The 12364-nt window shown below is 48.9% G+C and carries 16 protein-coding genes; 2 read left to right on the forward strand and 14 right to left on the reverse strand.

Features of this window, described 5'->3' with window-relative positions; genetic code table 11:
* Positions 1-356: 356 nt before the first annotated feature.
* Both CWM54_RS13370 and CWM54_RS13375 read right to left on the reverse strand, forming a co-directional pair.
* Entirely contained in the window at positions 357-953 is a 597-nt protein-coding gene (locus CWM54_RS13370) for a contact-dependent growth inhibition system immunity protein (protein ID WP_100697423.1), read from the reverse strand.
* Complete coding sequence (locus CWM54_RS13375; RefSeq protein WP_100697425.1) at positions 953-1462, reverse strand: RNase A-like domain-containing protein; 510 nt, start codon at positions 1460-1462, stop codon at positions 953-955. Before CWM54_RS13375 ends, CWM54_RS13370 begins: the two co-directional genes overlap by 1 nt.
* An 858-nt stretch (positions 1463-2320) precedes the next feature.
* Between CWM54_RS13375 and CWM54_RS13380 the strand changes: the two genes are divergently transcribed.
* Positions 2321-3310, forward strand: coding sequence for a glycosyltransferase (locus CWM54_RS13380; RefSeq protein ID WP_100697427.1), 990 nt, complete (start codon positions 2321-2323; stop codon positions 3308-3310).
* A gap of 201 nt (positions 3311-3511) precedes the next feature.
* Here CWM54_RS13380 and CWM54_RS13385 read toward each other — a convergent pair whose 3' ends face one another.
* The 12 genes from CWM54_RS13385 to CWM54_RS13440 form a co-directional block, all read right to left on the reverse strand.
* Positions 3512-3871: a type IV toxin-antitoxin system YeeU family antitoxin gene (locus tag CWM54_RS13385; protein ID WP_100697429.1), complete on the reverse strand. Its 360-nt coding sequence runs from the start codon at positions 3869-3871 to the stop codon at positions 3512-3514.
* 22 nt (positions 3872-3893) lie between these two features.
* Entirely contained in the window at positions 3894-4115 is a 222-nt protein-coding gene (locus tag CWM54_RS13390) for a DUF987 domain-containing protein (protein WP_040198493.1), read from the reverse strand.
* Positions 4116-4128: 13 nt separating this feature from the next.
* Positions 4129-4611 (reverse strand): RadC family protein, encoded by a 483-nt coding sequence (gene radC / locus CWM54_RS13395; protein WP_100697431.1) that lies wholly within the window; start codon positions 4609-4611, stop codon positions 4129-4131.
* A 49-nt stretch (positions 4612-4660) separates the two neighbouring features.
* A complete protein-coding gene (locus tag CWM54_RS29405) occupies positions 4661-4792 on the reverse strand; it encodes a hypothetical protein (protein WP_264755260.1) in 132 nt (43 codons plus the stop codon).
* 10 nt (positions 4793-4802) lie between these two features.
* Positions 4803-5282, reverse strand: coding sequence for an antirestriction protein (locus tag CWM54_RS13405; protein WP_100697433.1), 480 nt, complete (start codon positions 5280-5282; stop codon positions 4803-4805).
* Between the two features lie 72 nt (positions 5283-5354).
* On the reverse strand, positions 5355-6176 hold the full coding sequence (locus tag CWM54_RS13410) for a DUF932 domain-containing protein (RefSeq protein WP_100697435.1): 822 nt from the start codon (positions 6174-6176) through the stop codon (positions 5355-5357).
* Between the two features lie 109 nt (positions 6177-6285).
* Positions 6286-6498, reverse strand: coding sequence for a hypothetical protein (locus CWM54_RS13415; protein WP_100697437.1), 213 nt, complete (start codon positions 6496-6498; stop codon positions 6286-6288).
* Between the two features lie 85 nt (positions 6499-6583).
* Entirely contained in the window at positions 6584-6943 is a 360-nt protein-coding gene (locus tag CWM54_RS13420; protein ID WP_100697439.1) for a hypothetical protein, read from the reverse strand.
* Between the two features lie 54 nt (positions 6944-6997).
* Entirely contained in the window at positions 6998-7462 is a 465-nt protein-coding gene (locus CWM54_RS13425) for a hypothetical protein (protein WP_004114621.1), read from the reverse strand.
* 277 nt (positions 7463-7739) lie between these two features.
* The gene (locus CWM54_RS13430) at positions 7740-8960 is read right to left on the reverse strand and encodes a hypothetical protein (protein WP_227521626.1); all 1221 of its coding nucleotides are present in this window, start codon (positions 8958-8960) and stop codon (positions 7740-7742) included.
* 302 nt (positions 8961-9262) lie between these two features.
* Complete coding sequence (locus tag CWM54_RS13435; protein ID WP_100697443.1) at positions 9263-10873, reverse strand: YfjI family protein; 1611 nt, start codon at positions 10871-10873, stop codon at positions 9263-9265.
* Positions 10874-11102: 229 nt separating this feature from the next.
* Complete coding sequence (locus CWM54_RS13440; protein WP_100697445.1) at positions 11103-11318, reverse strand: helix-turn-helix transcriptional regulator; 216 nt, start codon at positions 11316-11318, stop codon at positions 11103-11105.
* A 121-nt stretch (positions 11319-11439) separates the two neighbouring features.
* On the opposite strand from CWM54_RS13440, the gene CWM54_RS13445 reads away from it, so the two are divergent.
* Positions 11440-12189, forward strand: a complete 750-nt coding sequence (locus tag CWM54_RS13445) for a hypothetical protein (protein ID WP_133123768.1) — start codon at positions 11440-11442, stop codon at positions 12187-12189.
* The last annotated feature ends 175 nt before the right edge of the window (positions 12190-12364 follow it).

A 12364-nucleotide genomic window follows, 5' to 3' on the forward strand; every position in this document is an offset into this window, starting at 1 on the left:
TGGTCCTAAAAGAAAATGTTAGGTTATTTATAGAGTAGCAGACGTTACTACGGGAGCTTTTTTTCTTAGAGATTAGCGGTTTGCTTTCCTTTAAGCTTTGAAGAAGTATCTGTTAAAACAGCATACTTGCAAGTACTGATTGTCACTTCATGGATAATTTTTCTAGTTTCATGGTAAAACTGTCTGAAACGAGTGGAAATTGTCAGTATTTGCACGAATATGGGCTATTTACCATGAATAGAACAATGCTGGTGGGTAATTTTTGCGCCTAGCATGAATTGAATAGCGTTCACCATCAAACCAGCAATACTATTCAATTAAGATACCGCACCACGCCAGCATACATCTTGAAGGGATTAGCTTCTTTGTTTTGTAGGCTTCTGGTTCTGGCCTGGAGTGAGTCGTGCCTTGCGTTTCGCACTTGCCGATCGCCCGGCAGCTCTTGGTGTAGGCTGTAAAATGTAGCCCCCTGCTGTAGTGCGAATCATGAGTGTACCATTTCTTCCTAACTCAGCCACTGCGCGCAATAGAGACTCACTATCGTTCTGAGGCACTCTTCTAGTTCGATTAGTAGTGACGCTTTTTGGTTGTTGAACATTACCACCGACTACAGTTAAGAAGGCATCTGTTTTCTGAAGTGGTTTCATGAGTTTTTCAGTAGGAATGCCAATATACTGACTAACCTTGTCATTTATTAACTCTAAAAAGCCGCATACATCCGCATGGTCATAAATTGAATGACGGTAGCGGCGATTGAAATTTTCTGTCAATGCGTCATTGTGTTCACTAACAAAGTCGAATAGTTCGTCTAAAAGTTCTGCTTTGGTTTCTTCTGACTCATTTTTCAAATAAAAATCAATGCATTTGGAGGCATCCCCTTCCCCTGTAAAATAAAAACTATCTTGGCCTAAATATAGAGACATGAGGGTGTCAAGTGTTGGATATGCAGACATTAACGTTCCTCCAGGGAGGGGTGAGAGGTGATAATGCTATTCTCCAGTGGATAAGCACCTGTTCTGTCTTTAGAAAAGCTAACTACAATCCTTCTCGCCTTCTGTATTTTACCCGGTTTGTCTCTTTCAATCACAACCCCAATATCGTAGCTAAGTTCATGGGAGAGGGTTATGGAGGTTGATGTAGTCTTAGTTGCCCATCTTAGCACTTGCTGGAAATTTGCAGCGATGGTTTCAGTAATCGCTGCATGAGCCGTGTCGAGATCAGTAAATCTTCCTGCAGCTGGAATATTTTCTGTATCTAACCGGTTCTGAAGCTGTGCGTCAGTCATATTTACATGCCTGAATATGGTATGCCCACCGGGGAGTTTTGGCGGGTTTTTAGATTCGTGCATAACCAGATTGATGGTGGTTAAGCGTACGAAGTGAGTCAGAAAACCTTGAACAATTTCTTCAGCACTAGGTGTTGCCTTTGGATGCTTTTTGTTTCTCTTACTAGCCTGTGCCATATGAATCATCCATAAAGTGACAGTGACAGTGACAGTGACAGTGACAGTAATAGCCCTTGGTATTAATCACCCTTCTAATTTATACAGATGATGCTTAATTTGTCATCATTTAGTTGAGATAAACCGCCCGAAGGTGGCCTATTGTTACCAGTTACGGTTCACTGTCACCGGCACGTGGATGTTGACCAATCCCTTGTTAATTAATACGCGACCACGTTAGCAAAACCACTACCCGCTCGCAGAACCACTCGAACCTCTGCTCCACGCGGCCATTCAAGGAGTTAATAATTTTTCCCACATAATCTCAGTTATCTGGATTTGTTTGACTATCCAGCAGGCATAGCATCCTTTACAGATCAGACAAACTGAACGCTCCGACAGGGTGTGCAGGCACATGGATGGCGTATAACGCAGAGTGAAAAGATGATCGATTAAACCGATCGATTGGTAAAAATTGATCTGCAAAATGAATTATCCGGCCCGGTAGTCCCTGTGATAAATTCCCAAAAACTCATTTAACGTATTGTTTGTTAATTTATTTCCTGTCTTCTGGCGGGCGGCCTTCTTTTGTCCTGCGGGCACGGCATGGGAATGCGACAGCAGGTGATGGAATGAAAAGATGTACCAGATGCAACAAGAAAAGAGGCGTTCTGGACCGAATTTTCGGGCTTGATAAAGAATTCTGCGATGACTGTCTGATGGTGGTTAACCAGGAAATCAGAGAAAAACGAGCGGTGTCCGCGCCAGCACAAAAATCATTGGAGCGTTCTTCCTGATAATGCATCTTACCCGGCAGGTTATTACCTCTGATGGGGTGACAACGCTGAACTTTCCCTCTGTTTACATTTCCTTTGTTCAATGAAAAACAACATCGATATCAGCGTCATCATTCCTGTCTTCAATGCGGCTGAGAGTATCGGGGGTCTGATCCATACACTACTTGGCGAAACAACGCTGAGTACTGAAATCATTGTTGTGGAAGATGGCTCAACCGACGAAACATGGACGCTACTCAGCGCCATTACAGATGAACGGCTTATTCTCATTCGTCAGGAAAATCAGGGCGTGTATGCTGCCCGTAATGCTGCACTGGCGATTCACCGTGGTGAATGGGTGGTGTTCCTGGATGCGGATGACCGGGTTGCGGCAGATTTTCTGCAGGAGCGGCTGTGCACAGCCCGCGAAGCACAGGCCGATGTCGTCCTTTTCAATGCCCGGCATACAGACAGCGCCGGACATCTGCGGCATACCGTTCACCGCAGACAGCCTTACGGTCAGACGCTGACGGGTCAGCAGTGGATACGCCATTGCGTCAGTCAGAGGGAATGGCCGCATTATCTGTGGCTGCAGATAATCCGTTCAGCGTATATTCGCGAGCATGACCTGCGATTCCAGGAAGGGAAAAGCCACAAGGACATTCTCTGGACGATACAGCTTGCCGCCGCAGATGGCCGATTTTATTTCTCTGACAGACAGGATTACCTGTGGGTGAATAACCCGGCGTCAATTACCCACCGCCCGGATTATTACGACATCCGCGCGTTCAGCTATTGCGACGTGATTGCAGATATTCTGGCACTCAGTACACAGACGCAGTACCGATCTGTCAGACGAGCGCTGGTCAGGCATGCGCTGGTGGAAAGCCGCCATTTTCTGGGCCTGTACCGGCGCAGGGTGAATGACCGGCTGGCAGTCCGGGCGCGTTTTCGTGCGCGGATAGCCTTTCGCCATCTGGTATCCGGCGTGAGCAACCTGAGCGATGTCTTTTTCCTCCTGAAGCTGGTCCGCAATATTTATCTGCCTGGTGTCCGCAATACTCCCGCAGCCGTTTCGCAGGTGCGGCGTTAATCTATGGATATCGCAACGCTTCTGGTGCGGTCGTGGCAAACTGCGACAACGGGTGATGACTCCATTCGCTCCGCAAGGGATATCGTCGAACACTGGTATGATAAAGGCGGTGACCTCACCCGACGGACCCGACGGTTTGAGGGGGCAGGGATTGTATTTGCATGGTTTGCACTCTTTTGACGAAGGAAAAGCGTCCGGGGTTTATGCGGTTGTTGCAGACGCCGGATAAATTACGATATACAAATAGCCACAGGAACCGAGCGTATCGGCCTCACATATCAGCCCTTTTTCGTGGATCGTGATGCAGCGCTGAATGTGGGGCGTGAGTTCATTGCTGGTCAGCATAAGCTCCATCTGCTTCATCAGTACCGGAAATGCCTGGTCCAGATGGCGTAAATCTGCGTCATTAAATGTCCCGGCAATGCTGGCGCGGTCAGCAAGGTAATGCAGGTGGTTACACTCCTGTACCAGCCGGGCACCAAAACACGGCGTGATGTTGCGTCTGAGGCCCCACCAGGGTTCCGTGATGTTATGGTTGATTACACGGGTTGCTTTCTGCATGTAAGTACTCCTTAACGGTGAGTCAGTTCAGGGTAACGCTGCGCAGGATCACATACGGACCGTTGCGGTCCTGTCGGCGTTCAGCAAACACGGCCAGCACACCCCGGATATCCTGCACTTCCCTGCCGTGGTAATGGCAGATACTGCCGGACCACCTATATTTCCCGGTACAGAAGCGAAACAGCCGGGACTCAGAATGCTGGCGGTATATCGCCATTGCCTGACGTTTGCTGATGATTTTCATCGTAATTCTCTCCCTAAAGCCAGCCACGCTCGGCAAACGAGACGATGTCCATGCCTCCCACGACCAGGTGGTCCAGCAGACTGATATCCACGAGTTTAAGTGCCTGTTTCAGATGGTCAGTGAGCAGCCGGTCGGCATGGCCAGGTTCCGCATAACCTGACGGATGATTATGTGAAAGCACGATGGCAGCCGCGTTGTATTTCAGTGCTGCCTTTATCACTTCACGGGGATGTACCTGCGTATGGTTGATGGTGCCGGTGAAGAGCGTTTCATGGGCAATAAGACGATGCTGGTTATCGAGGAAGAGTGCCATGAAGACTTCACGCTCCAGCGTGGTGAGCTGCAGACGGAGCCAGTCGCGGACCGCCTGACTGGAGGTGAATGCCTCGCCGGGTTCGCGTAACTGGTGTTCCAGCAGGGTCAGTGCGCGTCTGATAGTGCGCTGTGCGACGGGAGATATTCCCCCGCGGTCAGGGGGACACGTGGTGGTATTCATTTGCTTTTCCTGTCTGTTGACGTATCCGGGACGGATGTGTTGTACAGCTTCACCGCAACGACGAACCCGTCGGGAAATGCAGGAAGGGTTCGTCGATCACAACGTCACCGTCCTCATCCCTGACCGTTGTTTTCCCCAGCGCATCCCACAGGGCATTCAGGTGAGACAGTTCATACGGCATGGCGGGACACTCAGTCGATAATGCGCATGATGGCGCTGCATTCCGGGTGATGCAGCGCATAGTCACGCAGACGCCAGTAATGTTCCGTCATGGCATCGCATTCTGTGCGGCATGCGTGATGACTGTAAGCGACAAGACAGACTGCAATCCCTGCAGCTTCGGCGCTCATGTCTGCGGCGTTGCCATTCATGGCGTTGAACAGCGACCAGAAGGCATCGTTGTCCGTTTCCGGAACCATGAAGGCCCCGCCGTTGCTGAGAGTATAAAAATTCCAGATACCACCGCTGTAGTCAGCGCAGAACCGGTCCATCCACGCAAAGACCTGCGGTTCAAGGGTCATCCACTGCGGGATGTTACCAAAGTGCTGCGGCCAGAACTCCACACGCTGTTCGTCCGGTACGGGCGTGGCTGTCAGAGCAGGTGCAGAACCGTTATCGCCAGCCTGCAGAGGTAGCTGATGGTTGTCGTTAATATTAATAATGTCGGTCATGTTAATTTTTCCTTATGCAGTCGAATGTAGGTCTCGGGCCGGGGATTGATTTCGGTGGCGGGGCGCGGATGATTACCTGTCCAACAGTTTCAGCATATTCTCCGCCATCACCCAGAGCGCACGGTTTAACTTAACGTCGCCATCAATCCCGTTTACTGGGCGGGTGTGGGTACGTTTCCCCTGCGCGGTACGGCCACTTAGCCCGCCTTTCAGCAGGTTTTCCTGAATGCGCTGGTAAGTGGTCCACAGGTCATCGCTCTCGTCCTGCCAGCGTCGAGGAGCAAGAATTTGCGATTCAGTTACTGGCTGGTACTCTTCCCCAAAACGATATGTGAGCGCCGCTTTAGCCAGTGCATGTTGTGCGGGTGACGGGAGTTGCACGGACTGCATGGCTTCACGTTTCTCTTCCACCCGCTCAAAGACGCTGAGAACCTCATAGGCCCCCTCAATCACCTTCCCGACAACGTCGCCCCTGTGTGGCACGCGGATCTCGCCAAACGACTGTCCGCAAACGAGCGAATTGGTGCAGACGCTTCGGAATATCCCCGGCAGTAACTGAAAACTTGATGCGCCATCGTGCGAATTCAGAATGATGATTTCCGGCACCTGCTGACCGTTTATTTGACCGGTACGACGCAGTCGGAGCATATGCTTTGTATGTTCCCGTCGGCTCTGGTCGCGCACTCGTGACTGACAGGCAAAGAATGGCCGGAACGCTTCGCGTTTAAGGTTCTCCAGCAGGGTGATCGTGGGTATGTAGGTGTACTTTTCGCTTCTGGAGTCGTGCTTGTCTTCCCCGAAGACGCTGGGGACATGCCGCATCAGTTCTTCGTGGGTTAAGGGGCGGTCACGGCGAATCTGGTTCACCCGACCAAAACGGCTGGCTAATCGCATAGTTGATTCCTCATCTGATTAATCTGAAGGCATAAAAGCAAAAGCCCCTGCTCCGTGAGGAGGCAGGGCTGGATGTGTTGTTCTCAATGAACGGATAGGGTGGGCGGGATTACAGCGTATCCAGAATCTTCAGTATCTGCGCCATCAGGGCGGTGATAAGTGCAGTGACCAGCAACGTGACCGCTTCCCGGGCTGTATCAATGCAGTCGTCATCGTAACCGGCCTGACGAAAGCGGATTTCAATATACTGCCGGGCATGATGTCCGCCGCACCAGGTCAGCACCTGGCTCAGGGCGGTCACCAGCATTTTCAGAAAGGTCATAGGATTTACTCTGGACTGCGCAGCGGCAGCCCGTTGGTCATGTGGCATTTTTTAGGTTGGGAAACGTTAATCAGGGGCGGGGGACTCAGTGGTAAGTGTAACGCCATCCCCCCTTATCAGTAGTGACGACGACTTCTGAAGCCACGCAGTTATTATAAAAACTTACGCTGACGGACTGCCCGTAACGCAGGGTGGCAGGCAAAATAGTTTCTTTATTGCTGGAGTACAGATATTTCTGGTTGGCAATGCGACAGTTTCCCCGGTTCACGTCAATATCTTCGACTTTCACGGTGTTATCCAGTGCAGTGACCACGACAGTGACGTAGCGTGTTCCGGCAGGGTGAACCTGATTACTGGTCTCCACTTTGATGGATGGCGTTGGCTCTGCCAGCGCCAGGGCTGACAGTGCAAACAGTGCGGGCACCAGCATGTGTTTAAATTTCATAAACTATTCCTTTTAAAAATAACGTAATCAACAGGTATTAAATTCAGATGCAGGCTAGAGTGCATCTTTACCCACGCAGCCGTGGGTCCCGAATACCGGCAATACCTTTGCTGCCCCAGCCAGCGTGAATGTGGCATCCTTAACACCGTCTCCGGTTACTGAGACCTGTTTGCCATTACGTAACTGAGCCCAGGCCAGCGCCAGGTTATTACCGCCCACTCGACTGCCAGATTCGCTGATGTCGATGGGGGCTCCACCGTCGATACTGACCTGAAGGCTTTTATCTTCATCCATACTGACCTGATGCCCGCTGGCGTCAGTGAATATGACCGTGGCTGGTTGCGAGCCGTAATCCTCACAGGTCAGAGACAGTTGCGATTGACTTTCCCCATTGATAACAAACTCTGATACTCCCTGGCCCCATCCCCGGGTCCAGGTGGTTTGATTACCGAAGGCCATTGCCACTGCCGGTACCAGCGCACAGGTCAGTAGTAAAGGGTGAATCATTTTTCTGTTCATTTTTGTGCACCTCTGGTTTTCGTAAAACGCTACCCGGAAAGGGTATCTGCATGATTTTTAGTAGAAGACAGACAGTCATAAGCATCCCGTTGGGATTTTATAGCTGCAAAAAAGAAGGGGATAACGATGAAATTCGATCGAACCGATCGACAAAATTGATCGTGGTTCAGTAAATATATTTACCGTAAACCTCGCCCGAGTTTATCGATGGTCCGGTTTCACTTCAGAAGGGTGATATATATCTGAGATTTTATTGAACACAGGCTGAGGAAATGCATCACTGAGGCGGTATGGCGCAGACACCGTCCTCTGTGACAGGAGGAACACTAAAAAAGCGGTTATAGAAGAGATTACAGGCTCTGTGGTCGCTGGTGTCAATGTGAAAATATTTTGCCATGTACTGGCTGAGTATATGCTGAAATTCGTCGTAGATTTGTTGAGACCCCCGCTTGTGCTTCACCCTGATTTCATCGACTAAACGATAACATTGCTCCAGCAGGTGGTCGGCGTCGCCGTTCAGCAACGCATGAAACGCGGCAACGGCAAATAATTCATTCGCAGGCCCGGCATTAAGCCAGACGCTGACTTCGGTACAAACCAGCGTTTCCCATAGTGACATCAAATTCAGGCGTAAGGCTTCCTCTTTTAACAGACGGGTTAGTGGAGGGAATGCGTAAATATCAGTGTCAAATAGCCTGCGTGACAGACTTAAATCAGCAAAGGCAAGATGCTTAACTCCGTACAATGCTTCCTGTACGGCATCTGAACCGTATTTATCCGTTAACGCTTTCAGTAAGGTCGATTTAACCGGTTGAGGTGTTTCCATTGCTTTTATGCCACTCAGCACTCCTGACTGACAGCAGGGGATAAAATCCTTCATCATCCGGTTTATAGCAGCAGGTGCGATGATAATGTTTCTGGCGATATTTGCACCGCCCTTAGAGTTAGGGTAAATGTGGCATAGCTCAAGATCCAGCCAGGGGATTAACCTTTTTGTCGTATCAGCAACTCTGTGCCCGTTCAGCATATTATACGTTTTTTGGTGGACAGCTTTGCGCTGATATAACCGAATGAGGTCTGCAATATCCGTCGGAGCGGTGATACTCCCCAGTCCAAGGGAATTATTTTTTAGCATAGCTTCCACATTGAGCCAGTAAGAGTGCTTAACCAGTCTTATAATAGCATCGTCATCGATTAACCTCCGGGCTTTATCCCGATGTTCCTTACAACAATAAAACTGATTGCGGGTTTCAGATATACTGATACCACAGGCGGGATACTGGCATATTAATGCTGCTCTTTCCGTTCGTCTGGCTGCATTTAACTGTCTGCCCTGATAATGTACCGGGCATAGCCGTAATATCCGTTCGGCGGGTGAATGGCCGATCTGTGCCATGCAGTTATTTCTTTTACATACGGCCATAATTAAACTCTTATTTAATGTGATAATGTCTTTGCTTTTGTTGTTAATAACAATGATGCTATTTTTATATGTCATTAAATATATTTATTAATCAACATTAATTAAATGTTAATGTATTTGTCTCAAATGAGTAAGAAATACACTAGCAAAACACATTGTGTTAAATTACATGTTTTGATGGCTGTTAATGGTTCATATCCACAGAGCTTTCCACCAGTCGTCATTATCTGTTTTTTAGCACTGTATTCTGAGAAAACCCCGCGCGGATTGCGACCAGTCGCGACTGGCGCGGGGTTTTTGCCTCTGTGGCTGTTTTTCGAAGACATTTAACCGGTTTACGCTCTGGCCATTCGGGTCTCTGTAGTGAGGTGTCCCGATTAATATTCCAGCCTGTTAAAGTCAAAGTATTCAAAACCATACCTGCCAGTGACATTCTCTGGCGATGCAATAATCGGATTATGTCCGTTCTCCAGGAATGCCGGTGGAATACACCATGAGTGGCGACATTCCAGGGAGGGCATGGCAATATACACCGCAGAATGACGGCCGGGACGAATAAAACAAATCAGACCCAGTGCGATTAACTGCTCAAGAACAGATTGTGATTTACTGGCGTCACGCAGCCGGTTCGGGCCGTTCCGGTTTACTTCATTTTTCCTGAGTGGATATCCCTCATTATCGAGAAATTTCTCCTTAAGCCACCTGAACATCTCGTAAACGTCTTCCATAAATGCATTCCGTTCAGAAGAGGGGAAAAAAAGCCTTTCCGCTTCTTCAAGGTGCCATTCCACAATGTTGAAGGCAGCCTGGATGACCCCCCGCGAAATACATAAACTCTCAGGTGAATACATATATGTCAGAATGGCCGCAACCCTGAGTGCATTCGCCCCCGCTTTGGCTGCAATTTCACTGATATGCTCCATCTGCTGTCCGGGGGCTGTTTTACGGCTGAGCTCTGACTGTTTGTCTGCCCAGTAAGTGGTCGCATCATCAGATAACCTGAGCGTTTGTTTCTGCGTTTCATGACTATAAAAACGCGCCTTTTGCTTATCAAGTAACTGGTTAATTTTACTGTGGAACACATTTAATGCTTCATCAGAATGAGCGTGGTCCGTATTTGCGCGGCGACGTCCCAGCGTGCTGATGGTATTGATATAAAGAAACCGTGACAGAAAACCACTTCCCTTGCTGAGTTCACCGTGGTTACGGCGGTAATTTTCAAAGACTGGAGGCTGAACCATTAATGCCAGGGTCAGGCAGGCGTTGATATCGTACTCCTCGCCGCCCGGGCGGTGGTATTCATAGGTCTCCCCGTCCCAGGCTTTATTCAGTAAACCGAGGTTGTTTTTCAGATACCCTTTAAAAAAGGTAATCGCCTCATCTGAGAGCACCCCGGCTTCAGAATACCGGCTCAGACCTTCCAGGAGCGCCTTTGCGGTGGTGTCATCATAAAGCATCGCCAGACGGGCTGGGGGCTGCTGCCGGCTTTCTGCATGCTCATCTAACAGCCGTTCTTCCTCCGTCCCTTCAGAACCGTTTTTGATGGCAGTGTACAGATTACTGGTCAGCGCTTTCTGGTGTATTTTCCAGATATTGTCAGCACGCAGGTGTGCTTTCATCAGACCGTCGTGCTGTTGCTTCATTTGCTCAGAGAACCGGAAAAAAGGCTTCATCACTTTTTTGCTGATACTGGTCTTACCTTCACCGGAGACCGCCAGCGTCAGTAAATACAGTGCGCAGTGCATCGGATCCGATGAGTGTGGTGGTACCACCTCAATATGAGCCTGACAGGCGAGGGAAGCGGCTGCCAGTACGGCCCCCGCTATCAGTTCCGCCGGGATACCCGTCTCGTTATAAAGAGCATCAATGACATCCCGCATCACCGACGGGAACGCACCGACAGGGTAACCCTCCGGGGTTCTGTTTTGTACGGGGATATAAGGCTCCGGCATTTTCGGAATGGCAGTGTATGGCAGTAAATTCTGCATGTAATAATCTCCTAGTTACTGTTTTCAGTAACGGGTTAGTTGTGAATATAATAAATAGCCAGACGTCAAAATTTGTTTATTTAAAGTAATAACCTTACCCAATAAATAATCGCATTCACTTTCTTTGCAACTGGCAAAAATATGGCGCAGCGAGCACATATTTAAATCAGAGACGTTGTTATATAACCTGCGTATCCTCCTTTAATTTTTACCACCACTATCTCATCGCTTATGATGCCTGCTGGCGTTCCAGCAGCCATGCATCCAGCTCTGACTCAAGCCAGCCGACGGACTGCATACCCAGCCTGCGCTGTTTTGGGAAGGTCGGGTCGTGGCGCGGTGACTTCGGGTTGATCCAGTCATAGATGGTTGAGCGGGCGATGCCCGTTTTGTTAACAACGGCGCGAATGCGCAGTACCCTGATGCTTTGTATGATCGTACTCATTTGATCCCCTTTAGCGCTACATGGATTGATAGTGTCACGGTACAGGGAGTAAAAATGATCGGGTAGACGCAGACCAAAAATACTAAAAGATTTTGCTCAACGTACTTTTTAAGGAGATATTTTGTCTGATAACAACGAATTGTGTTCATGTGATGCTGAATGCACGGATGTTTTTTTCTCAATGGTTAAAGATCAGGTGCAGAGCATGTATTCCCTGCTTCATCAGGAAAAAAGACTTACCAGCGAAGAGGAAAAAAGACGAGTAAAACAATGGTTCCGGGATGCCTTGAGTGATATGAGGGGGTGGAGCCGAGAATCTAAAACCAGAATTGTTAATGGGAAGGTGAATGATTGTTACGAGCAGTCTCACCTTATGGTCGGTGTTTTCGGAAAGGATATTGATCATTATCTGGATGCTGCTGGGGTTTTGTTCTTGTGGGGGCAATATGCCTGGAAGAGAGGTGGCCGGAGAGAAGGTATTCGCGCCATGCTGCGAGCCGCTCACTGTTTGGGGGCATGGCAGGGAGCCCGTAATCAATTTGATAAGGAGGAGGTGCGTGAGTCACTCAGTGAAGTGCGGAGCGAGGCTGGAAAAAAAGGGGCAAAGGCGAAAAGCAGGGCTTTTGAGTTAGTCAAAAAAAAATTTTTATCCCTGATCGAAGAGCATATGCCTTCAGGGGGCTGGAAAAGCCGGGCCCAAGCAGTAAAGCTTGTCGCGCCTGAGTTACGTGTATTCATCGCCGGACTAAAAATAAAGCCTGAACCGATTGATATTGACTTGCAACGTCTGATTGGTGACTGGTGTCGGAACAAGAAGTCGCCCGAATTTGGCAAGAAGGTTAATGAAATATTAAAAAGGCCCGGAATCTGATTACGTCGGGGGAAGGTTCAATTTTTTGTAACGCGAAACGGCCCCCCTAAATAAGCGCTCCGAATATCGCTACGCTTCTGCCAGTTCATCTTTATTTCCGGGGGATGGGCTGACAGTTTCAGCAAAATTGCAGACTTTTTTCAGTAACTACCACTTAGTGCGGCATTGATGATTA

It is taken from the genome of Klebsiella sp. D-Nf1, from assembly GCF_002810515.1.
Taxonomy (GTDB): domain Bacteria; phylum Pseudomonadota; class Gammaproteobacteria; order Enterobacterales; family Enterobacteriaceae; genus Klebsiella; species Klebsiella variicola.